The sequence below is a fragment of the Herbinix luporum genome (assembly GCF_900070325.1).
Taxonomy (GTDB): Bacteria; Bacillota; Clostridia; order Lachnospirales; family Lachnospiraceae; genus Mobilitalea; species Mobilitalea luporum.
On the sequence record NZ_LN879430.1, the window covers coordinates 1534101 to 1557502 of the forward strand.

At 33.0% G+C, this 23402-nt stretch carries 27 protein-coding genes and 2 pseudogenes; 19 read left to right on the top strand and 10 right to left on the bottom strand.

The window, feature by feature from the left end:
* Positions 1-347: 347 nt before the first annotated feature.
* Positions 348-1097: an ATP-binding cassette domain-containing protein gene (locus SD1D_RS07115; protein WP_157893109.1), complete on the bottom strand. Its 750-nt coding sequence runs from the start codon at positions 1095-1097 to the stop codon at positions 348-350.
* A 183-nt stretch (positions 1098-1280) separates the two neighbouring features.
* On the opposite strand from SD1D_RS07115, the gene SD1D_RS07120 reads away from it, so the two are divergent.
* Positions 1281-2413 (top strand): IS3 family transposase gene (locus tag SD1D_RS07120; RefSeq protein WP_242955199.1). Its coding sequence is split into 2 segments (ribosomal slippage): positions 1281-1524 and positions 1524-2413, totalling 1134 coding nucleotides; the frame shifts between segments, so codons are not numbered across the junction.
* 294 nt (positions 2414-2707) lie between these two features.
* On the opposite strand, the gene SD1D_RS07125 is transcribed toward SD1D_RS07120, so the two are convergent.
* The 5 genes and pseudogenes from SD1D_RS07125 to SD1D_RS12435 form a co-directional block, all read right to left on the bottom strand.
* A complete protein-coding gene (locus tag SD1D_RS07125) occupies positions 2708-3688 on the bottom strand; it encodes a VanZ family protein (protein WP_026561369.1) in 981 nt (326 codons plus the stop codon).
* Between the two features lie 362 nt (positions 3689-4050).
* On the bottom strand, positions 4051-5025 hold the full coding sequence (locus tag SD1D_RS07130; protein WP_026561370.1) for a D-alanyl-D-alanine carboxypeptidase family protein: 975 nt from the start codon (positions 5023-5025) through the stop codon (positions 4051-4053).
* Positions 5026-5116: 91 nt separating this feature from the next.
* Positions 5117-5734: pseudogene (locus SD1D_RS07135) on the bottom strand (sensor histidine kinase); the annotation flags it as partial.
* 77 nt (positions 5735-5811) lie between these two features.
* A complete protein-coding gene (locus SD1D_RS07140) occupies positions 5812-6672 on the bottom strand; it encodes an IS3 family transposase (RefSeq protein WP_058258293.1) in 861 nt (286 codons plus the stop codon).
* 49 nt (positions 6673-6721) lie between these two features.
* Entirely contained in the window at positions 6722-6979 is a 258-nt protein-coding gene (locus SD1D_RS12435) for a transposase (protein ID WP_058258294.1), read from the bottom strand.
* A gap of 97 nt (positions 6980-7076) precedes the next feature.
* On the opposite strand from SD1D_RS12435, the gene SD1D_RS07145 reads away from it, so the two are divergent.
* The 8 genes and pseudogenes from SD1D_RS07145 to SD1D_RS07180 all read left to right on the top strand — a co-directional run bounded on the left by SD1D_RS07145 (position 7077) and on the right by SD1D_RS07180 (position 13482).
* Complete coding sequence (locus tag SD1D_RS07145) at positions 7077-8330, top strand: HNH endonuclease family protein (protein ID WP_242955200.1); 1254 nt, start codon at positions 7077-7079, stop codon at positions 8328-8330.
* 246 nt (positions 8331-8576) lie between these two features.
* Positions 8577-8943: pseudogene (locus SD1D_RS07150) on the top strand (phage holin family protein); the annotation flags it as partial.
* Between the two features lie 614 nt (positions 8944-9557).
* The gene (locus SD1D_RS07160) at positions 9558-10328 is read left to right on the top strand and encodes a hypothetical protein (protein ID WP_197687593.1); all 771 of its coding nucleotides are present in this window, start codon (positions 9558-9560) and stop codon (positions 10326-10328) included.
* A 103-nt stretch (positions 10329-10431) separates the two neighbouring features.
* Positions 10432-10779 (top strand): hypothetical protein, encoded by a 348-nt coding sequence (locus tag SD1D_RS07165; RefSeq protein WP_058258295.1) that lies wholly within the window; start codon positions 10432-10434, stop codon positions 10777-10779.
* A 511-nt stretch (positions 10780-11290) separates the two neighbouring features.
* Positions 11291-11599, top strand: a complete 309-nt coding sequence (locus SD1D_RS12270; RefSeq protein ID WP_058258296.1) for a recombinase family protein — start codon at positions 11291-11293, stop codon at positions 11597-11599.
* Entirely contained in the window at positions 11535-11957 is a 423-nt protein-coding gene (locus SD1D_RS12275) for a recombinase (RefSeq protein WP_242955201.1), read from the top strand. Before SD1D_RS12270 ends, SD1D_RS12275 begins: the two co-directional genes overlap by 65 nt.
* Before the next feature lie 227 nt (positions 11958-12184).
* Positions 12185-12913 (top strand): polymorphic toxin type 35 domain-containing protein, encoded by a 729-nt coding sequence (locus tag SD1D_RS07175; protein ID WP_058258297.1) that lies wholly within the window; start codon positions 12185-12187, stop codon positions 12911-12913.
* Positions 12914-12945: 32 nt separating this feature from the next.
* On the top strand, positions 12946-13482 hold the full coding sequence (locus SD1D_RS07180; protein ID WP_058258298.1) for a hypothetical protein: 537 nt from the start codon (positions 12946-12948) through the stop codon (positions 13480-13482).
* Between the two features lie 379 nt (positions 13483-13861).
* On the opposite strand, the gene SD1D_RS07185 is transcribed toward SD1D_RS07180, so the two are convergent.
* Positions 13862-14695, bottom strand: coding sequence for a hypothetical protein (locus SD1D_RS07185; RefSeq protein WP_242955202.1), 834 nt, complete (start codon positions 14693-14695; stop codon positions 13862-13864).
* A 128-nt stretch (positions 14696-14823) separates the two neighbouring features.
* On the opposite strand from SD1D_RS07185, the gene SD1D_RS12440 reads away from it, so the two are divergent.
* Positions 14824-15081: a transposase gene (locus SD1D_RS12440; RefSeq protein ID WP_058258294.1), complete on the top strand. Its 258-nt coding sequence runs from the start codon at positions 14824-14826 to the stop codon at positions 15079-15081.
* 49 nt (positions 15082-15130) lie between these two features.
* Entirely contained in the window at positions 15131-15991 is an 861-nt protein-coding gene (locus SD1D_RS07190; RefSeq protein ID WP_058258293.1) for an IS3 family transposase, read from the top strand.
* Between the two features lie 125 nt (positions 15992-16116).
* Here SD1D_RS07190 and SD1D_RS07195 read toward each other — a convergent pair whose 3' ends face one another.
* Together SD1D_RS07195 and SD1D_RS07200 are read right to left on the bottom strand one after the other, a co-directional pair.
* Complete coding sequence (locus SD1D_RS07195; protein WP_058258299.1) at positions 16117-16362, bottom strand: SHOCT domain-containing protein; 246 nt, start codon at positions 16360-16362, stop codon at positions 16117-16119.
* 179 nt (positions 16363-16541) lie between these two features.
* Positions 16542-17180, bottom strand: coding sequence for a Crp/Fnr family transcriptional regulator (locus SD1D_RS07200; RefSeq protein WP_058258300.1), 639 nt, complete (start codon positions 17178-17180; stop codon positions 16542-16544).
* A gap of 121 nt (positions 17181-17301) precedes the next feature.
* Between SD1D_RS07200 and SD1D_RS07205 the strand changes: the two genes are divergently transcribed.
* The 3 genes from SD1D_RS07205 to SD1D_RS07215 are packed head-to-tail and all read left to right on the top strand — an operon-like array spanning position 17302 to position 18828.
* A complete protein-coding gene (locus tag SD1D_RS07205; protein WP_058258301.1) occupies positions 17302-17616 on the top strand; it encodes a cupin domain-containing protein in 315 nt (104 codons plus the stop codon).
* 16 nt (positions 17617-17632) lie between these two features.
* On the top strand, positions 17633-18115 hold the full coding sequence (locus SD1D_RS07210) for a permease (RefSeq protein WP_058258302.1): 483 nt from the start codon (positions 17633-17635) through the stop codon (positions 18113-18115).
* Positions 18112-18828, top strand: a complete 717-nt coding sequence (locus SD1D_RS07215; protein ID WP_058258303.1) for a permease — start codon at positions 18112-18114, stop codon at positions 18826-18828. Before SD1D_RS07210 ends, SD1D_RS07215 begins: the two co-directional genes overlap by 4 nt.
* An 87-nt stretch (positions 18829-18915) precedes the next feature.
* Here the strand turns inward: SD1D_RS07215 and SD1D_RS12550 are convergent, their stop codons facing one another.
* Positions 18916-19104 (bottom strand): SPOR domain-containing protein, encoded by a 189-nt coding sequence (locus tag SD1D_RS12550; RefSeq protein WP_058258304.1) that lies wholly within the window; start codon positions 19102-19104, stop codon positions 18916-18918.
* Between SD1D_RS12550 and SD1D_RS12755 the strand changes: the two genes are divergently transcribed.
* The 5 genes from SD1D_RS12755 to SD1D_RS07245 all read left to right on the top strand — a co-directional run bounded on the left by SD1D_RS12755 (position 19099) and on the right by SD1D_RS07245 (position 23202).
* Entirely contained in the window at positions 19099-19302 is a 204-nt protein-coding gene (locus SD1D_RS12755) for an SPOR domain-containing protein (RefSeq protein ID WP_334293269.1), read from the top strand. The two genes, SD1D_RS12550 and SD1D_RS12755, sit on opposite strands and share 6 nt — an antisense overlap.
* Positions 19303-19393: 91 nt before the next feature.
* Positions 19394-19612 carry an SHOCT domain-containing protein gene (locus SD1D_RS07230; protein WP_058258305.1) on the top strand — a complete coding sequence of 73 codons (219 nt, stop codon included), beginning with the start codon at positions 19394-19396 and terminating at the stop codon, positions 19610-19612.
* Positions 19613-19646: 34 nt separating this feature from the next.
* A complete protein-coding gene (locus tag SD1D_RS07235) occupies positions 19647-21209 on the top strand; it encodes a recombinase family protein (protein WP_058258306.1) in 1563 nt (520 codons plus the stop codon).
* Positions 21210-21623, top strand: coding sequence for a recombinase family protein (locus tag SD1D_RS07240; protein ID WP_058258307.1), 414 nt, complete (start codon positions 21210-21212; stop codon positions 21621-21623).
* A gap of 4 nt (positions 21624-21627) precedes the next feature.
* Positions 21628-23202 carry a recombinase family protein gene (locus tag SD1D_RS07245; RefSeq protein ID WP_058258308.1) on the top strand — a complete coding sequence of 525 codons (1575 nt, stop codon included), beginning with the start codon at positions 21628-21630 and terminating at the stop codon, positions 23200-23202.
* The last annotated feature ends 200 nt before the right edge of the window (positions 23203-23402 follow it).

The following is a 23402-nucleotide window of genomic DNA, read 5'->3' on the forward strand; positions in this document are numbered from 1 at the left end:
TAGCTGACCACCGCTATTACCATACTTATATATTGTTATACTTATAATGCCATTTATAAAAGGCTTTGATGAAATGTGTATAATTGGTCCATTTAATAAACAGCCTTCTGGCATACCAGGGAGAAAAATGCTATACTCTTGCCAAATCAGCCATGGTTATTTTTTTCATTAAGATGTGTTTCGATATAATCCTGCATTCGCTGTACAGCTAATATTTGATCCTCCTGAATTTGTTTACATCCTGCAGTTATAGAATAGCACTTTACCTGAAAAATTTTCTCGACCATTTTTGCCATAAGAGATAAATTTCGTTTTATTCATCTAGCTTAAATTTAAAAATCTTTATATCATCTTACATCATTTACATAATCTTTGATTTGTGACGTATACAATCGCTTATATTCACCATTCAAAGCCATTAAGCTTTCATGGTTGCCATATTCCACTATTCTGCCTTCTTTCATCACAATTATTTTATCTGCAAATCTTACTGATGCCATTCTGTGGGTTACAATTACAGCAGTTTTATTTTTGCTTAAGCTTCTGATTTTTTCATAAATTTTAGTTTCTTCTATGGGATCAATTGATGCTGTCGGTTCATCAAAAGCAATAAAATCAAATTTTCTGTAAATGCCTCTTCCTATCGCCACTTTCTGCCACTCCCCGCCTGACAGGTCAATTCCTCCAAATTCTTTTGCCAGGAGGGTGTTTATGCCATTAAAAAATTTTTGGGAGTCCAAAACAAGACCAAAGTTAGCGACGGCATTATTCAGGTCTTCATAATTAAGGTCCTTTCTGGAAATCGAAATATTTTCCGCAAGAGTCGCAAGAGTCATGGCATAGTTCATATAATTTTGGAACACAGCAGTTTTCATTTCCTGATCTCCGCCAAAATATTCAATATCACCTTCATCCGGTTTATATAATCCCAATATCAATTTCACCAATGTAGATTTGCCGGAACCGTTTTCCCCCACTATAGCAAGCACCTCCCCCGGCTTGATTTCCAGGGAAATGTTTTTCAAAGCCGGATCTTTGGCATTAGGATAAGTAAAACTTACATTGGAGAGTTTTTTGCAAAAGCCAGTATGATCCAATTCATACTCCGTATCATTTCCGGTATAAAAGTCAATAAAATATTTTACAGACCCCATACTTTCGGTTATGGTACCAAATTGGCGGGATACGGCTTCATCTATATTTGAATACTGGATAGGCTATACTAAATAGGACAGTTTTTCTCCGAACATGATATAATAAAATTATTGGAGGAGAAAGACATGTCAAAAAAATATTATGAGGAAAATTTCAAGAAGCAAATTGTCAAAATATATAATCAAGGCAATCATACTTACAGAGAGCTAAGTGAGCAATACGGGATAGCCGCTTCAACTATGAGGCAGTGGGTAATAAGATATAATAATACTAGGTCCTTTAATGCGGAAGATAATAAAACTGATGAAGAGAAAAGGATCAAAGAGTTAGAAAAGAAAGTTAAACAGCTTGAAATGGAGAATGACATTTTAAAGCAAGCGGCACTACTACTAGGGAAAAGGTAGACCTCATTATTTCTAATAGAGAGAAATACAGTATTAGTGCCATGTGCGAACTTTTAGAGGTCTCACGTAGCTTAGTATATTATCATTTAAATAGAGAGACTAGCGTATCTTCAAAGGAAGAGGAAATTATCGAAGAACACATAAAAGAGATATTTAGGCTTAGTAGAAATAATTATGGAACAAGGAAAATCAAAGTAGAATTAAAGAAGTTAGGTTATCAAGTATCAAGAAAAAGGATATCAAGACTTATGAGAAAGAATGGCCTAGTATCTAACTATACAGTGGCTCATTACAAGGTACATAAGAGTACTTGTAACCAGGCTGATACCCCTAATGTTGTAGATAGAGACTTTGACAATAGAGAGAAATTAGAAGTCGTTGTAAGTGATTTAACTTATGTTAGAGTGGGTAGTAATTGGAATTATGTTTGCAACTTAATAGACCTTCATAATCGTGAAATTATAGGTTCAGCTGCAGGAGAAAAGAAGGAAGCTAAACTGGTAGAAAAGGTTTTATTAAGTATACCCTATTCATTGAAGGATATTAAAATTTTTCACTCAGACAGAGGAAATGAATATGATAACAAGCTTCTAGATGATGTTCTAGAAACATTTGAAATAGAGAGGTCTCTAAGTAATAAAGGTAATCCCTATGACAATGCAGTAAGTGAGGCAGTAAATAAAATAATGAAAACTGAATTTATATATCAGAACAAATTTGAGACATTAGAGGAGTTGCAGTTAAAATTAGCAGAGTATATTTATTGGTATAATAATATAAGAATTCATGGTTCTTTAGGTTATCTAACGCCAGTGGAATATAGAGGGTTATTATTTTTAGTAAACGAATCATGAATATGATTATACCATTCACTTTTGATAAAAGCAATACTAAAAAAAGCCACCGTATATTAATATAATCGGTGGCTATCTTTATAATTATATTTCAACATCAATCACGACTCCAGGCTTAAATCCTATAATTAACTTATCATCAAAGACTGTCACTTTTCAATAATTCGCCTTACTAGCTCCTTACTAGCTCCGCTTTTACGCGTTACAAACTTCTTCTCGTTATTGTACAAGGTATTTAACTGCGCAAACATATTATTTACAGATTCAGTGTAGGCAGGAAACTGTTCATAGTAGTTACTCCCACCAATGCTTTATTTCTGCAATGCTAACATCCCATACTTTAGCGTTTCCAGTAACTATAATTTTAACGTCTTCTATTTCCCCATCAAAATACGACTTTACCTTCAATATATGTTTATCTTCATCTTTATCACTAAATTGAACCCACTCTTGTCCATTGATCATAATCTTAACCGAGCCTTCATATACTTCATTGTCTGGAATACCACAATTAGCATAGAACCATAGACTTTTCTTTTCTAAATTAAATAAGTACTCTTTATCCATTCCATCCTCGCTGCTAAACAAATTAAATTTGGGCTGTACCTTTTCCCCTAGCACAGTAAAGGTTGGAAGTTTTTTAGTTATTGCTGAGCTTGTATTTATTTCGTTTAATGCTTGAATAGGTCCTACTTTTTTATTCACATTCACACCATAATCAATTGTTTCAGAAACAACCATAACTCCCACGATTAACATAAGCATAGTTGCTGCTGATGCAACAAGTTTCTTAAAGTTAAGCTTAGAATAAAATCCTACTCTATATCCCACAAATCCTATCATTGCGCCTAATGTATTAGATATTACGTCCATAATATCAAATGTACCCAAGAAAGTTAAAGATTGCAACACTTCTAAAAATAAAATCACTGATATAAATAATGCTATAAACTTTCTAAAACGCACTGGATACATCAATGGAATTACTATTCCAAAAGGGATAAAGGCAGCAATGTTTCCAAAATCGTATAACCATGACATAGTTAGTTCTGGAAACCTTAGTGGGATTCCTTCTGGGACAATCATAAATGTATACTGATTATAATCGCTTCTTTGATCTATTCTATTAAACCCCAAGAACATGAAATACAATACTAAAATTGTATATACAACGGTTCCTATAAGAATATATATACGTAATTTATCCTTCATAACCTCGGAACTATTCGCTAACACTTCATTGCCCTTTAGGATTTCTTCTTGTTCGTTTTTCACAATCAAAATCTCCTTTCAAATAATATCACAGACTTTATCTCTTTTATTAGAGTATGACCCCCGGAGATGTGTATTCCACCTATCTTGTCAACTCAACCTCTTGTCATCAAATAAATCTCATCAACCTACCCGTTATCTAATCTATCCACTCAACCCTACCACTTTTATGGCGATTGATATGCTTCCACGAACTAAAAAGTAAGAATTTCCTAACATTGGTAACTCCGTTTTAATACCCGCATTTTACTCAATGTCGGTAAATCTTTTATATATGGGTATTTTTAAATTTCTATTTCTCCTCCCTACCGTGTTTTTGGCACTATCGGTAGGTGGAAACATATCAAAATCTTATGAAAAACTTATTATTTCCCAATTCTATTGTATACAGCTAATGCATCGGTAATATTATATTGTTCAGAATAGATATCTCCTTTTGCACCAGCTGTAATCAATATATATTCTTGGTGACCCACTTTTGCAAGACTCGCAAGACACAGACCAGCTTCATCGGTATATCCAGTTTTCCCTCCTAAAATTTCTCCATCAATAATGTTTTGATTGTTGAGTTTTTCAAACATGGTATTGTTAAAGGTTATCCCTCCAGGGTGCTTATTCGTGGGTTGTGTGGAATGACGAGACGAAGTAAAAATTTCCCTGAAAGTATCATTTTGCAAAGCATAGCTTAGAAGAACAGCCAGATCTTTCACTGTTGTGTAGTGGTTTTCATTGTGAAGTCCGGTGGTATTTTCAAAATGAGTGTTGTCCATCCCTAGATCTGCCGCCTTTTGATTCATCATAGCTACAAAGTCCTGCTCCGAACCAGCAATCTGATCCGCAAGCCCAATACAAGCTTCTGCACCACTTGGAAGCATCACCCCGTATAAAAGGTCAATAGCCCTTACCTTCTCACCTGGCTGGAAACCGGCCATAGAAGCATTAGCACTGTAAAGACCATTAAAGGTATAGTGGGTAAGTTGTATTTCTTTCTGCAAATTTGTCAAATTTTCTATAGCAACAATAGCTGTCATCATTTTAGTCAATGAAGCAGGATAGATCTTTTCCTCGCTATTTTTTTGCATCAGAGTGGTTTGATCTTTTAAACGGATCAGAATCGCATTAGTACTGTTCAGTTTATCGGGAGATATAGAAATAGAGGAATCGGGTTCTATCTCTGACGAGGGAATAGGCGTTGTTTTATCGACATATTCTTTCTCAAACTCATGTTGGTTTCCCGGAGTAATGATGAATTTGAAAACAAAAGCAAAAACAACAACTATCAATAAAAATATTACAAATTCGCGTATTCCTGACTTTTTCTTTTTTATTTTTCGTACCATAATAAATACCTCCTTATTCTGCTTGAAATTATTTAACCACAGAACAAGAAGCTATGTTGGAATTCAATCTTATGAACTTCTTAAGATTTTCTTAAGACGGAAGCTTTACTGTAAATGTAGTATTTTCCGGGTTGCTTTCTACAGAAATCGTTCCATTGTGAGCTGTGACAATTTCTTGTGCAATTGCCAAACCTAGCCCTGCTCCACCGGTGTTTGTGGAACGTGCAGAATCTAATCGGTAAAATTTTTCAAAAATAGTATCAAGCTTTGCCTGTGGGATTGGATTTCCCTGATTCATAAAAGTTATAACAATATTTTTATCCTGCTGCCCTGCAGAAATGTCAATGACACTATTTTCATCGCTATAGGCTATGGCATTTTTCAGAATATTATTGAACACACGGGCTAATTTGTCTGCATCTCCCCACAGAGTGAGTCCGTCAGGTACATTGACAGATATCTGCTTTCCCTGTGGAGTCAGCATTGGATAGAATTCATCTGCCATCTGCTGGAGCATGAACAGTAAATTTATTTTTTCTTTATTCAAAACAATAGTTTGAAGATTGAATCTTGTGATCTCAAAAAACTCATTGATAAGCTGTTCTAATCGATAAGCTTTTTCCAAAGTAATACCGACATATTTTGCCTTCTGTTCAGGTGGCATATCAGGAGCCTCATCCAGTAGATTTAAGTATCCTATAACGGAGGTGGACCTATGTCAATACTTTGGACACAAAAAGTTGAACTTTTTCTCCCTGCATAGCATTAATACGTAGTGAAAGATTTTTAAGCTGCAAGAGCCTCATCTTCAACCTGTTGTGGGGTTTTATAATCCAGTGCGCTATGCCTCCTTCTGCGGTTATACCAAGACTCAATATATTCGAATAGAGCTGCTCCAGCCTCTTCAAATGTATGATATGTATTTAGATATACTTCTTCCTTCTTCAATACTGAATGGAAGGACTCTATACAAGCGTTATCATAAGGATTTCCTTTTCTACTAAAGGAATGCTTCATATTTTTTTCTGTTATCATATCTTCAAATACAGTGCTTGTATATTGGCTGCCTAAATCGCTATGAAGAATAATACCTGTAGTATCTTTTACATTAATACATGCGTTTTCTACAGCCTTTTTAGCCAACTCGGCGGTTGCTTTTTTACCATACGAATAACCTATGATTTTTCTATTATATAAGTCCATAACGGATGCTAGGTAAGTCCAGCCTTCGCCTAGAACATGTATATATGTTATGTCAGTAACCCATTTTTGATTTATTGTTGTAGCGTTAAAATCTTGATTCAGTATATTTTCTTTATCCTCAGGAATCTTACCCTGATTACTTTGATATTTATATTTGCGTACCACAACACTGCGAAGACCAAACTTAGCCATATGTCTCTGCACTCTTTTGACTGAACAAGGGATACCAGCTTCTTCAAGGTCTCGCTGTATCTTAATAGCACCATAACGTCCCTTGGACTGGTCATAGTAAAATTGAACTTCTTCACTAAATTTGTTGTATTCTATCTCTCTTTGAGATGTAATATGATTAATTTCAGCATAGTAGGTACTACGAGGAAACTTAAGTACCTTACACATTTGTTTAATAGTATATTTATCAAGATTAGCTTGAATAAAGGACACGTACTCAGCTATTGATTTTTGGCAAATATGGCAAAAGCCAACTTGTTGGCTATAAGCTTATTTTTAATATTTCATTCTCTATCTCTAGTTCCTTCATTTTCTTTTGAAGAGCCTTATACTCTTTCATAGAAATGGTTTCTGTTTCTGAAACCTGTACTTGAGAAAGAAGTTTTACCCAAGTAGAAATTGTGCCTTTGGGAACGCCATATTCGTTTGATAACTCTGTTACACTTTTACCAGCTTTATTGCGCAGATCTACAATCTGCTGTTTAAATTCTGGGGTATAGGATTTTTGATTTTTTGCCATGTTTGAACACTCCTTTATTTTATTATAGAATGTTCAACTTTCCGTGTCCATAGTTATATACTAACACCATATAGATTTAAATCATTATTTTGAAATCATGAATACTCGTGGCGAGCAACTTGAACTTCATGAAATAGCAAAAGCAAAATTTTTAGAAGTATTGGATACAGAACAAGATAAAAAAACGGCAGCATTGATTTGGGAAAAATGCTCTAACATGGACTCGTATATACAAATGAATTTTGATCCCAGTGTTAGAAAGTATCTTTTTACAAATGATTGGTCTAGTATCAGGGATAATATTAACGATTTTGATACAATTAAGGAATTTATTCATAGTGAAGATGAAGACAATAATTTAGTTCCTTTGATTGAGATTCTAAAAAACAAGAAACTCTTTAATAATGAAATAAGTAAGGATGAAGTTGAGAATGAACGTTTTGAATCGATTATTTCGTTCCCAAATTTTTTACTTCAGATAAATGCTGTACTTAATAATTTAGAAGAGGAAGATTCAACCCTTGATGATAAACATTTCTTAAATAATTTATCATGGGCCTGGGGGGACGCTGATAAAGCAAAGAACTTTTTATTTCATATGTTAAAATGCCGTGTACTGTTTGATAAATATATATTGAAACGTGAATATGCTAGAGATTATAAAGAAACTGGGAAATGGTCGTTACAACGTTTAGAAAGGTATAATGATGGGAAAGGTGATAAACCCAAATATGTAGGAACATTTGGTGAGGACAATAGTCAGAATAATAAACAACTAAGAACTCTGCAATCCTGCTTGCGTATAACCTACACATCACCTAAAACTATGCATTGGATTTCATTAATATTAACAAGCTTATTAGAAAATGAATCATGTGACATTATTGAAATACTTGAAGATTACTGCAAAACAAAAGTTTTCGAATCAAAGTTTGAGAATTCTAGTGGATTTGGTTTTGAAAGAATCGTATTTACTTACCTTGATTATCTTTTATATAAGAATGGTTATTCTTACTTGGGCAAGGAAATTATTCCTCCATTATATGATGAGTGGCAGTTCCAATTTAGAAGTTCCATTGAACACTTTCAACCCCAAAATCCCGTTGAAGGTGAAAGCTGGGAAGCAGATGACCTTGATGGCTTTGGCAACCTCGCATTAATTACAGTGTCAGGAAACTCGAAGTTTTCTAATTTACCACCAGAGGGAAAAATCACCTCATATCCAAGTATTATAGAACAAAGTTTGAAACTCAAGATTATGAAAGAGTTGGTGAACTTCGATGATGAAAAATGGACGGAAGAAAAAGCAAGAAAGCATAAAGAAGAAATGTTTAGAGTTTTGAAAGGGTAGTTATTATATATGTCGATATGTTCCCGCCTACCGATAGTGCAAAAAGTGGCGATGACGTGTTTCCGACTACCGACAATGTAAAAGACATCAATCCACTCGGGTCGTTGCGGGTCGTTGCATGTGGAGACAGTCGTGTTGATAGAAAAGAAATAGGTTAATTTAAAAAGGTTTGAAGGTTTTTAAGTAAATAGGATGTGTGTTTTATGTTCCCTCAGACTATAGGGTTGGGGGAATTTTGCGCTCTTTGTCAATAGTTGGAGTGGGCTTATGGGAGGGGTTGATGGATTCTTATACGCTTTAATAACCTTTATAATCATTGATTATGTAACTGGAATCATGGGTGCAATCCTTCAGAAAAAGTTATCAAGTGATGTAGGATTTAAAGGAATTTTTAAAAAGATACTCTTTTTACAATGATAGCAATCGGTCATATCATAGACACTCATATTATTAAAAACGGTAGTGCAGTTCGCACAGCCGTTATTTTTTTCTACATTTCCAATGAAGGTATTAGTTTATTGAAAACTCGGCTAAGATTGGACTACCTGTACCAAAAAAATTAAAGGATATCTTAGAACAGTTAGGAAAGGACGATGAAAATGTTAATAAATAAAATATTTATTAGATATAACTACTCCAGTAGAAAGGGAGAAAAAATGAAATATATAGTCATCAATAATACAGGTAATAAAGATAAGGGAGCAGTTTCAAATAACCACTATTATAAATACTTTTAATGTAATCCTTGAAGATAAGGATTACTTTATGGAAAAGTGGAAGGAAGGACTTAAGAGTGAAAATACTCTAGTAAGGTATAAGTCAAAGCAGTTTATAGATATATAAAAAAATGCAAAGCCAATAGATGGATTAAACATGGATTTATTCTTTAGCATTGCCCAGAAGATGACGGCATTTGAAAGAGAGAAAATTATTGTAAGCTTGCTTGATGGAACCGAAATTGAGGTTGCAATTGAATAGAGGATTTAAGATAAGCCAGTTAGAGTGATGTATGGTCACTTTGACAGGCTCTTTTGCAATATATTAGAACATTAAATAAATTTTTGTCACTTTATGGCGGAAAATATTTACAATGAAATTATTGACAAATTTGTAACGTGGGGGGGTAGAATTATATTTGTAGACAAGCTTGTTTATGTAGTTGATAGAACTATTTGATGGGGTAAATGTCATACCTTTACAAAGAAAATAGAAGGAGGATGAAACAATATGAAAAAATTCATATTTAAATTAATAAGTATATTAAGTATATTTACTATATTAATTGGAGCTAATTCCATTGATGTAGCAAATGCAGAGAGTAATGTAGAAAAACAAGAGTTAGTTAGATATGTACAGGGATATGAGGATGAAATTTTGGGTAAAGCAAATAATAATACTGAAATTGAAATTAATAAAACCCAATCTTCTAAAAGCGACCTAATAACCCCCAAAAACATACTACCTAATAAAGTGGTGTTAGATTGGGTTGCAACAGAAAATTCAATTATTCTAAAAATAACCAACTGGGGACTAGATTCAGTAGATTTAGTATATGGCACTATTGATACTGGAAACATGAAGAAAAACTTTAATGTAGCTATTGTTAGGCCAGGAACTAGCACTCATACTATTACAGGAGTACCTTTATTAACTTGTAAAGAAAATATAAAAATAACATGGTCAGCTAAAGATGGAGAAAATGTTTTTGCATCTAGCGTTGTATCCACTGGAAGTCGAGAAATTCCATCAGACTTATTAAATCTTTGGTCACCAGGAAGCAAGGGTTCAAGAAGTGCTTGTTTAGATTATCATTTTAATAAACATGGTAAGGAAGTATCAGCTTCAAATATTTGCCAATATGTAAGAATGGCAGATAATGTTAGAAAAGATGTAATCAAAAAGAATTTAAAAACCAATAAGGTCAGTCCCTGGAGCAACAGCAAATTGTTATCGATACGAATATGGAATATATTATCTGCATGTAGTATGTGTAAATGATGTACCATCTGGCGATTTAGTAAGCTTTGGCAAAAAGTATTAATTCTAATATTTTCATAATATAGAGTTAATAAATACAATAAACTAAAAAGGAGGTGATAGATTGACTCCTATTGAATTTGGAATTATTGACAAGATAGATAATGATAAGGAATATATCAAATATGAACCAGAAAAATATAATTGTGTAACAATTGATGATGATATTTATATTGATGATTGGTGGGAAGATTTAAGCAAAATGAGAACATATTTTGGTGATTTGAATACCCCTAATGTATCTTTAGATCGACATGGAGTTACATTAATACCACCGGAATCATTATCAATATTTGAAACTATAGTTTCTAATGATCCTAGAATTAAACAAGATTATAGCCTTATGGAGTTGTTGAAACTAATCAGAAAAGCAAAACAAGAGAATAAATATATGATTCATTTTGGTGTCTAGTACTAACTAGATTTATGTCAGTAATTAGACAAAAAACTAGCTTATTATATTTATTACTTATTGCTGATTAGAAACAAAAAAATATTACGAATATGATATATTAGTATGATTAAGACGGTAAATAGATATTATAAAGTTTCAAATGATGTATACGAAGAAATTACAAAACACTTTTGAATATAACCTCTTTGTAAGTTATAAAGAGCAGGCTATTATGTCCAATGTCATCAACTTAATATGTAAGTAATTAGGGAAACAAAAAAACAATTATTAAAAAAAACACTTGACTTATTTGTAGTATGAAGTTAGTAATATTATTCTATACTCATATGAAAACATATAAGGTATGTTCCATTTGAGAAAAAATAGACAAACCTTCAAATAGAGAGAGGGTAAAAGGGGGTAAAACTCTTTTTTTGCGAAATACTATCATTATTCTATCAAAACACACGTTGAGTGCGTAGCACTTATAGAGAAGAAATAGCTTAAAATATCAGGGGACGGAGAGCTTATGCTTACCGTCCTTTTTTCTTTTGCCCAGGAAGAAAGCAAAAATGTCAGTTATAATTTAAAGTGGAGGGTAAAAAAGAAGTTTGAACGAGGAGAGCTGATTATAAATACCACAAGATTTTTAGGTTATGACAAGGATGAATACGGCGATTTAGTTATAAATCCTAAAGAAGCAGAAATAGTTAAAAGAATATTTGAGGATTATTTAAAAGGCAAAGGGACATTTACAATAGCCAAAGAATTAAATGCAGAAAATATTCCTACTGTTGCAGGCGGCAGATGGCAGGAAAGTTTGGAATTCTACAGATGAAAGGCTAAGAAGAGTTGTTTGCAGATGTAATAATAAGTACAAAGTTAAGGGGAAAAAGAGCTGTGAAAATAGGCATATAGATGATAAGGTTTTGTATCAAGCTTTTGTAAATACCTTTAATGCTATGGTGGAAAATAAGGAATATTTTATTGATAAGTGGGAGGAAGAATTAAATAATGAGAATGTGTTGGTAAGATACAGGGCAAAGCTGTTTATGGGGATTTTAGCCGATGCAGAACCAATAGAAGAATTTGATGTTGATATGTATTTTAGAATAATAGAGAAAATGACAGTGTTTGATGGAGAAAAGATAATAGTTAGTTTGCTTGATGGGACGGAGATTGAGGTTGTAATTTAATAAAGGAATTTGAGGGAAGTTGAGAAGGATAGAGCAATTTTTTATAGATTTTTCATATTAAATAATAATATGGTATTAAATAACCTTTTGTCATTTCTTGTCGTAAAAAATTTCCAAAGAAAATATTTACATTTTTGTTATGGGGGGGGGTAAAATAACAAATGTAGACAAGTTTGATTATAGATTTGAAAGAATTATCTAAGGTAAGTTCAAGGGGTGATTAAATCATGAAAAAATTGACAAGAAAAATTATTAGTTTTATACTTATGATATTGATGGTATCTAATATAAGTATTTCAGCGTTTGCAAGTGAAACTGAATTAAGTTCTAAAAATACAAGTACTAATAAATGTAATATTGTTATTACTGATGATGGTGTATATATTAATGATGTTTATTATACACAAGAACAGTTTGTCAAACTTCTTAATACTGCAGTAGAAGTAGATATAACTGAATTTAAAAACGATACTATTAAGAATAATAGAGCAATAAGAAGTGTAGGTGTGCAAAGCGCAACAGGGGTTCTTATTGCAGGTACATGGTGGATTCCAGTAGTTGGGGAAGTAGTGATTACTGCTGCTGGAGTAGTAATTATAGGTGGTACAGTAATAGCAGCAGGTACTTGGTTATATAACAAAGTTGTTGATTGGTTTGAAGCTAGAGCGGAAGAAAAAATAATTGATAAAGCTTTAAAAGATTTAGATGGACAGCCTAATAAGCAAAGACATATAAAAGATCCAAAACATGATTGGGATAAAATTATTAAGGGAACAATTACATGGGAAAAAGTAAGAGATATAATAGAAAAAGTTATGAAAAAAGGAACAGAAAGCAGATACGGTTCTGCATATAAAAGAGTTTTAAAAGTTGGGAAAGAAACAGTAACAGTAACATTTCAAAAGATAAATGATAGTATATGGAAAATTAGCGATGCATGGGTAAATAAGAAATAAATAGAATATTATTTGAAAGGTTATGATGTACAATGGATTTAGATAAGTTAGAGAGAATTATAAAAAATGAAAAATGGGAAGAACTTATAGGTTTTTTTGATGCTATTAATGAAGATTATTTAAAAACAGTTGAGAAATATGATCTTTTCAGAATTTCTTTTTACACTTGGTATGTTCTGGCTGAATGGGGAAGATTATCACCAAAATTAGAAAAATGTTTAAACCAAGCAGAAAATATATTACTAGATGCCTTTAAAATAGCAACTGAGAAATATTCAAATGACGGAGATTATTTGTGGTTTTATGGTTATTTAATTAGTGTTTTTCCGGAACACTTTGTATCAGTATATTCTGATTATTTAAAAGCAGAAAATACAGGAAAACAAATGTTAAATGTGGCTTCACAAATGCAATATACTTTAGCAATTATTTTTAATGAAAAGTTTTCGGAAAAAGATGTTTTGGAAAGTGGGAAAAAAGACTTAGAAAACATATTTGATAAAAGTACAGAAGTATATAATTATTTTATTAAAATGATAGAACTGATAGAGTCTGAGAATAAAAAATAGAATATTTCAAATAGAAAAATATATAATGTTTCTGTTAAAGCAAAGTTATAAGCGTTCATCTTGAATTCATAGGGGGTAAAATTAAAATACTCCCTTATTTTTCTGTGAAAATTTATCACCTTTCTATCAAAACACATGTGGAGTGCGTGACATTGATGTCAAGGGTTGAGAAATAAAAAACTGAAAAGCTTGTAAATAAAGGGTTTCCAGACATTTAGTTTTTCTCGAGGCCGATCTGCTGGATGTGGCAATGTCAGGAAACCCTTATTTTGGTTGCTTGAGGGAACATATCAACCGTCCAGAAAATTAATAGTTGAGTTACCAGATTAGATAACCCCCTTTTTTACAGGGGGTTGAGGGTGCAGGATGGATGTATAATTTAATCTTCTCGCTCAGCATCCGTATCAAAAATTCTATCAAGTTCCTCGTTTGATGTAATGCCACGAACTTTATTTCTAACAGCTACTTTTGCCATATCAAGTCTATAGAAATGTTCACGACCGTCTAATCCTTTCTTTTGCCGGATAAGTTGAATTCTTCCAAATTTATCCCAATGTTTCTCTGCGAATTTTGCTAGGCCAACTGCCTTGGGATAATTGTCCTTACGGCTGGGGTCGTGTGGTTCTAGAATATCAAAAATGTAACCTTGTACATCAGCTCTCACTACCACTAAATCAGGAAACATAGAAGTGATAACACCGCCGACCTCATATGGGATTTCAAGTGACCACTTTTTACGATCAAGATTACGTAACCAGCAAACGGCACCGTTTTTTAGTTCTTCTTCAATAACTCCCTTTTCCCATGGGTTTAGTGATGCTTGGAATGTTCCATCCTCAGAACAATAGAGGTGTCGATCAATTTTTATACTGTTATCTGAAACTGAAAAATCGATTGAATCTGGCAATACCCAAGGAATAGCTATTGGTTGAGCGGAAGCATTTATTAATCTTTCATAGATGTTTTTTCGAGCCTCATTTAATCTTGCAATAGAGCGTTTATTATTCTCATATAGACTAATAAATTTCTCTTCTGCAAAGGCGTTTATTCGCTCCATAGCAGCAGTATCACTTGTAAGCACAATGACTTCAATCTTTACTTCAATATGGTCTCGGGTACTGTGGCGAATCCAATACTCCTTATGTAAGCCTTCTCCCAATATCCTTCCAGCTTGTTCAAAATGTCGAGAAATGTCAAATTCGGTAACAGTCATGGTTTGTGTAGCTTCATCAAATGAATAAGCATTTTCTCCATAGTCAAATGTTAGCGTATTGGTGTTAGTATATAACTATGGACACGGAAAGTTGAACATTCTATAATAAAATAAAGGAGTGTTCAAACATGGCAAAAAATCAAAAATCCTATACCCCAGAATTTAAACAGCAGATTGTAGATCTGCGCAATAAAGCTGGTAAAAGTGTAACAGAGTTATCAAACGAATATGGCGTTCCCAAAGGCACAATTTCTACTTGGGTAAAACTTCTTTCTCAAGTACAGGTTTCAGAAACAGAAACCATTTCTATGAAAGAGTATAAGGCTCTTCAAAAGAAAATGAAGGAACTAGAGATAGAGAATGAAATATTAAAAATAAGCTTATAGCCAACAAGTTGGCTTTTGCCATATTTGCCAAAAATCAATAGCTGAGTACGTGTCCTTTATTCAAGCTAATCTTGATAAATATACTATTAAACAAATGTGTAAGGTACTTAAGTTTCCTCGTAGTACCTACTATGCTGAAATTAATCATATTACATCTCAAAGAGAGATAGAATACAACAAATTTAGTGAAGAAGTTCAATTTTACTATGACCAGTCCAAGGGACGTTATGGTGCTATTAAGATACAGCGAGACCTTGAAGAAGCTGGTATCCCTTGTTCAGTCAAAAGAGTGCAGAGACATATGGCTAAGTTTGGTCTTCGCAGTGTTGTGGTACGCAAATATAAATATCAAAGTAATCAGGGTAAGATTCCTGAGGATAAAGAAAATATACTGAATCAAGATTTTAACGCTACAACAATAAATCAAAAATGGGTTACTGACATAACATATATACATGTTCTAGGCGAAGGCTGGACTTACCTAGCATCCGTTATGGACTTATATAATAGAAAAATCATAGGTTATTCGTATGGTAAAAAAGCAACCGCCGAGTTGGCTAAAAAGGCTGTAGAAAACGCATGTATTAATGTAAAAGATACTACAGGTATTATTCTTCATAGCGATTTAGGCAGCCAATATACAAGCACTGTATTTGAAGATATGATAACAGAAAAAAATATGAAGCATTCCTTTAGTAGAAAAGGAAATCCTTATGATAACGCTTGTATAGAGTCCTTCCATTCAGTATTGAAGAAGGAAGAAGTATATCTAAATACATATCATACATTTGAAGAGGCTGGAGCAGCTCTATTCGAATATATTGAGTCTTGGTATAACCGCAGAAGGAGGCATAGCGCACTGGATTATAAAACCCCACAACAGGTTGAAGATGAGGCTCTTGCAGCTTAAAAATCTTTCACTACGTATTAATGCTATGCAGGGAGAAAAAGTTCAACTTTTTGTGTCCAAAGTATTGACATAGGTCCACACCTCCTCTTTGGTAGGCCACATGTTACCGTTAAAACCCTTATATATCAACGATTTAAGGGCATTATCTTCACTAAAATAGGTGAGAAAGTTTCACGATTTAATTCATTAATTTTGTTAAATTCCACCTTGTCTATTAGCCCCTTATTAAACATTTTTTTCAGGATTCTTTCAGCCTGTGAATAGTTAAATTCTCCTTGCAGCTGGTCATCAGATATTCTTGTAGATAAATTTTCCTCTTCTAAAATTGCATTGGATATTTTACTTGTCTTTTTATTTTCTATTTCTTTCATATGGCATTACCTCCTACTTAATAGCCACAGGAAGGGCTATAGGTTGAGGTTTGAGAAAACATATCTAAAAAAAGGCATAAAAAAATGCCTGCAGGAATTTTCCCACAGGCTTATATATGTTAATCATATTTAATAAAGGCATTAATCACTAGTAAAGGGTGGAGAATATTAGATGTTTACTAAATCAGTAAAGTAATTATTCTGTTATTAATTTCAATCAGTCCTTCATCCTTCATGTTTTTTAATTCACGAAATAAAGAAGGCCTTTGAACACCAAGATGGTCTGCAAGTTGTTTTTTACTTATGGGAAGATAGATTGTTTTAGAATTTTGAATATTGGCTTGAGCAGACAGGTAGTTTGTGAGATTTTCTCTTAAAGATTTTTGGGTGTATATTGCAATTTTTCTATTAAGACCTTGTGAGTTAGAAGATAAAATTTTTATAAACTCTATTGCAAAAAGCTGATCTTTCAACAATGTGTCTACAGCAGATTTGGGGATATATATCAGACTAGTTTCCTCTATACTATAAATATTTAAAGGATATTTGTTATTATCACCAAACAAAAGATTAGCCCCTACTACACCACCACTAGTAAATTCAAATACAGTTGTTTCTGAACCATGACTAGTTAAAGAGTAAGCAACAAGCTTGCCTGATAGAATTACATCTATTCCAGAACAAACTTCGTTTTGGTCATGAACAGTTTTACCCTTATTATAAATTCTATTTTGAAGATTATAGGTTCCAATTACATTTTTTAAAAGCAAAGTATCTACATTTCTAAAGAGTGATATATTCTTTAATATATTAATCATAAGTTCCCCTTTTTATTTTAATTATAACAAAAAGAAACATAGGTGTCTATTGTATTTAGTTTTATGATGGTAAGATTGAAATATAAAATTTAATTTTAAAATAATAAAGGAGAGATTTAGAATGATAGAAAAAACATTTAATTTATCAAAAGGCAATGAAAAAGCAGTAGAAAAAGTTATATTCGATGAAAATATACATTATCTACACATGGTTTTTAATGAGAATGAAGGTTTACCAGAGCATTATTCAAACTCCAATGTCTATATGACTGTTATAAGAGGAGTTCTATCTATAGCTTTAGATGAACAAGAAGCTCATGAATACAGCTACAATACCTTATTAAAGATTCCAGAGGGGACAAAAATGAATGTAAAAAATCTTCATAAAGAAACACTAGAAATCATTGTTGTAAAAGCACCAGCTCCAAAAGCTTAAAAGGAGGGCGATAAAAGTGGATATATTTACAATTATTTTATGGTTAATTACTCTTGTTTTTCTTTTCATATCCTTTAAAAAGGATGGAGCTAAAACGAAAAAGGCTTTAAAAATGGCACTTAATATGGGAAAAGGTATGGCCATAAGCATTTTTTCTATTATTTTAGCAATAGGTCTAATCCTAACATTTTTACCCCCTACAGAAATTGCAAGCTTTGTAAGCAAGCAGTCTCTTTTTCTGGCAACTGTTGGTTCGGCTTTATTTGGAACAATTACCCTCGTTCCAGCATTTATAGCCTTTCCTTTGATAGGAACTTTAGTAGATGCAGGAGTAGGTATTGTCCCTTCAGTAGCTTTCTTGACTACTCTTACCATGGTTGGATTTGTTACATTTCCACTGGAAAAAAAGGAGTTTGGTACTAAATTCACCTTAGTTCGTAACGGCTTTAGCTTTGTTTTTGCAATAGTTATTGCACTTGTAATGGGGGTAATTATATGAACATAATTAAAAAAGCAAAAGATAATTTATTTTTTATACTAGTTCTTCTTGTATACCTTTTAATAAGTATTTTTAGGCCAACAATGGCCTTTGAGTCAGTCAAAAATAGTGCTTATTATATAAAAGAAATGTTAATAATAATGCCTGTAATTTTTGTTTTAACAGCCCTTTTAGATTTATGGGTTCCTAAGGATAAGATAATGCAACTTTTAGGAAAGGAAGCAAAGGGAAAAGGGTTAGTCTTATCATTTATAATTGGTAGCATTTCAGCAGGTCCTATTTATGCTGCCTTCCCAATGTCAATAATGCTTCATAAAAAAGGAGCTTCTATAAGAAATATTGTAGTTATTTTAAGCTCTTGGGCTGTAATTAAGATACCAATGCTTTTAAGCGAGGCAAAATTCCTAGGTCCTAAGTTTATGATCATACGTTGGGTTCTAACTGTTTTAGCTATAATCATATTTTCTTGGATTGCTGATAAAATAATAAAAGATGAAGATATTCCGAATAAGGAAGAAGTAAAAGTTGGTATAGAAATTAATAAAAAGGCTTGTATTGGATGTAGCTTATGTGTTAAAACTTACCCTGAAGTATTTAAAATGGATGGGAAAAAAGCTTTTGTTAAGGATTATGATGAAGATACAGTAAATAAGGAAAAACTTAATGAAGCAGTAAAGGTTTGCCCAGTTAAGGCAATTGAAAGTGATTTATAGATTCATCAAATTAAAACCATGAATAAAGACCATGCCTAGATTTTAATCTAGACAGCATGGCCTTTATCATTGTGTAGTAAATAAATATTAATCATATTTTATAAAGGCATCAGTGAAGCCAGCTTTTTTAGCTTTTGCTAGTTGAGTTTCAGCATTAGCTTTAATGGAATAGGCCCCTATTTGGACTCTATAGAGTTTCTTTGTAGCAGGGGTACTAGTAGCAGGCTTACTTTCCCCAACTAATAATTTCTTAACATCTGCCCTAAAAGTATCCATACTTTTAGGGCAGATGTTAAGGCAACACTATGTTGCAAAAATGATTTAAAAAAGACACCTGCATCTCCCCCATCATCCTCCCCTACTAAACTATATAGAGTTCAAGTAGGAGCATATGCTGTTAAAGCTAATGCTGATGCTATGTTAAAAAAGGTTAAGGCTGCAGGTTTTACTGATGCCTTTATAAAAACTGAATAATTAAATTTTTACTACGGATTTTCCCCCTCACTGTCCTTTAGATAGTGAGGGGTTTTTCTTTTTCCCTTAATACCTTTAAAGGAGAAAATACATGAAAGAGAATCCAAATCTAGAATTTACTCAATTATCAAACAAACAACTAGAAGATGAAGTCAGCTATTTTATTGCTCAGAAACTATTATCCTCTTTGCTGGATAAAGGACTAATAAGTACTACAGAATACCAAAAAATCACTTTTCTAAACAGATCCTCCTTCTCTCCTATTTTAGCTGCAATAATGCCTGAAACCCTTGATATAAGTGAACTGTAGAGTTAACATGTGACACTGACAAGGAGGTGAAAACTTGAGAAAAGTAAAAATAATCGAGCCCTTAGCTAATGAAACAAGTAATATAGAGAAATTAAACGTTGCAGTCTACTGCAGAGTATCTACTGACAATACAAAGCAACTAGATAGTCTAGATGCTCAAATAAGACATTATGAAAGTTATATTAAATCAAATAATAAGTGGACGTTAGCTGGAGTTTATTATGATGAAGGGATGACAGGAACAAGCAAGGACAAAAGAACTGGGCTTCTTAATCTAATTAAGGACTGCAAAGAAGGTAAAGTTAATTTAATTATTACAAAGTCTATCAGTAGATTAGCAAGAAATACAGCCGACTGCTTAGAACTAGTTCGGAGCTTTACAGAACTTGGGGTTTATTTATATTTTGAAAAAGAGAATATAAATACTCAGTCTATGGAAAGTGAACTCATGCTCTCCATCCTAGCTGGACTGGCCGAGAATGAATCGTTATCTATTTCTGAAAATACTAAATGGTCTATTAGACGTAGATTTCAAAATGGAACTTATAAAGTTTCTGATCCACCCTACGGCTATGATGCACGAAATGGAAAACTAGTTATCAATGAAGAAGAAGCTAATATAGTTCGACATATTTTCTCTGAAACCTTGGCAGGCAAAGGTGGTCAAAAAATAGCTAACGAATTAAATAAAAGAAATATAAAAAGTAAAAGAAACTCAAAATGGACTGCTAATACAATACTTGGCATGTTACAGAATGAACGATACATCGGCGATGCTCTTTACCAGAAAACTTATATGGACAGTAATTATAAGCGACATACAAATTATGGGGAAAGGGATATGTACTATATTAGGGATAATCACTCCCCTATCATTAGCCGTGAGGACTTTGAAGCCACTGCCTTAGTTTTAGAACAAAGATCCAAAGAAAAAAACATTACTAAAGAAGATAGTAAATACCTAAATCGATACGCCTTTTCTGGAAAGATTAATTGCAAACATTGTGGGGCTAATTTTAGAAGAAGAACTCACACAAGTGGCCGACACCCTATCGCTTGGTGTTGTTTCACCCATATTAGTAACATAAAAGCTTGTCCTATGAAGTATATACCTGATTCCTCTTTTAAACATGCATTTATAACCATGTTTAACAAGCTAGTTTTTGGATACGAAAAAATCTTAATTCCTCTTTATACTAGTCTACAAAACTTTAATAACGAGGATAATTTAAAACTTCTTGAAGATATAGAAATTCAACTTAAGGAAAACCATCAACAAAGGGATGTCTTAGTTGAGCTTCTAGCAAAAAATTATCTTGATCCTGCAATTTATAGAGAAAGTAATAACAAACTCCTTCAGGAGGCTAAAAAGCTACAAGAGGAAAAAAACACTTTAAACCGCATGATAACTAGTAGCTCTGAGGAACTCAAGGAACTGAATAAACTATTACTTTTCTTAGCTAAGGCTGATATGATAAACAATTTTGAAGATAAGCTTTTTAATGATATTGTAAAAGACATTTCAGTTTTTTCAAGAGAAGAAATAAATATAAATCTAAAATGTGGACTAAGTCTTAAAGAAAGGCTGGTGATATAAATGAGCCACACACCCATTGGCTATCAAATAAAAGATAGAAAAGCCCTTATTGACAAAGATAAGGCTAAACAAGTCCAACTTTTATATGACGTCTATTTAACAGGCGCATCTTTAACATCAACTGCAAAATCAGTAGGTTTGAATCTAACTCATTCTAGTGTAGGTAGAATACTTCAAAACACCTCTTATTTAGGTGATGATTATTATCCGCAGATTATTAAAAAAGAGACTTTTGATGCCGTTCAACTAGAGCGGGAAAAAAGAGCCAAAAAACTAGGCAGATTCTTTCCTAAAAAAGAAAAGACGCCTGTCTGCTACCCAAAGACATTTAGATTAGAAAAGCAAGAAAAAAAGTACAATGACCCCTTTAAACAGGCTGAATATGTTTATAGCTTAGTTCAAATAAAGGAGTGATTAAATGGTAAGTGATAAGAAAGTTACGGTGATTCCTGCAAGGAAAACAAAGGAAAGAACAAAAGATAATAAAAACCCTAAGCTTAGAGTTGCTGCTTACTGCCGTGTTTCTACTGAAAATGAAGAACAAGCATCAAGCTATGAAACTCAAATCAGTCATTATACTTCTTATATTAAGAATAGGCCCAATTGGAAACTGGCAGGTATTTTTGCTGATGATGGTATCTCAGGAACAAATACTAAGAACAGAGAAGGCTTTAATAAAATGATAGACGACTGTATGACTGGAAAAATAGATATGATTATCACCAAGTCTATTAGTAGATTTGCTAGAAATACTTTAGACTGCTTAAAATATATAAGAATGCTTAAAGATAAAAACATAGCAGTATTCTTTGAAAAAGAAAACATCAACTCAATGGACTCTAAAGGTGAAGTTATGCTAACCATTATGGCTTCTTTAGCCCAGCAAGAGAGTCAGTCCTTAAGCCAAAATGTTAAAATGGGCATACAATACAGATATCAGCAAGGCGAAGTTAGAGTAAATTGCTCCAGGTTTCTTGGTTACACTAAAGATAAAAATAAAAAACTTGTAATTGTACTTGAAGAAGCTGAGGTTGTTAAACGCATATATCGTGAATACTTAGAAGGTAACTCTATGCTTAAAATTAAAAGACGCCTAGAGGCTGATGGAATATTAAACGGAGCAGGTAATAAGATATGGCATACTAGTAATATTTCTAAAATACTGCGAAATGAAAAATATATCGGTGATGCTCTTTTACAAAAAACCTATACTGTTGACTTCTTAACTAAAAAACGGGTCAAGAACAATGGTTTAATACCCCAATACTATGTAGAAAATAACCATGAACCTATTATCCCAAAAGATATTTATATGCAGGTACAAGAGGAATTAGCCAAAAGAAGGTCCCCCTATACCAGCCCTAGCGGGAATAAAAGAACTTACAGTAGCAATCATTGTTTTGCTAACATAGTTATTTGTGGAACTTGTAAAGAAATCTACCGCAGAGTCCATTGGAATAATCGTGGAAAGAAATCCATTGTATGGAGATGTGTTAGTAGGCTAGAAAACACTGGACAGTTTTGTGATGCTAGAACAGTCCACGAGAAAGATATAGAAGAATCTATTATAAAAGCCATCAATAACATTTTAAATAAAAAGGATTGCTACCTCCCTATCTTGAAAAATAATATAGCTTCTGTTTTAAATAATGAGAAGAACAAAGAACTAGATAATATAGAAAACAAGCTAAATGATTTGCAGCAGAAACTGTTAAGCTTAGTACATTCCAGCTCCAACTACGATGAGATAGCAGAGGAAATTCATCAGTTGAGGGATAAGAAGCAAGACCTTCTTCTGAAAAACGCAAGGCAGGAAGAAGTCAATAAAAGAATTGAAGAAATGACAAACTTCCTAAATGAACAAGATACCACCCTCATAGAACATGATGAAACTCTTGTAAGACGAATTGTTGAAAAAGTCTGGATTTATGAAGATAAATTTACAATAGAATTTAAGTCTGGCTTGGCGGCAGATGTTAATGAACAAGGCTGAAAACAAACAAGGCACTCTACGAAATGATAACGTAGGGTGCCCTTGTCTTTATTATGGGTCGTGACCCTGTTGAGCACGCAAAGCGTGCGAAATATAAACCACCCGCTATGCGGGTGCGCGACGATTGTTATACAAAAAAATCACCTTTCCGTTATAATAAGGTTGTTCAAGCCAATTTATAACGAAAGGAAAGGTGATTT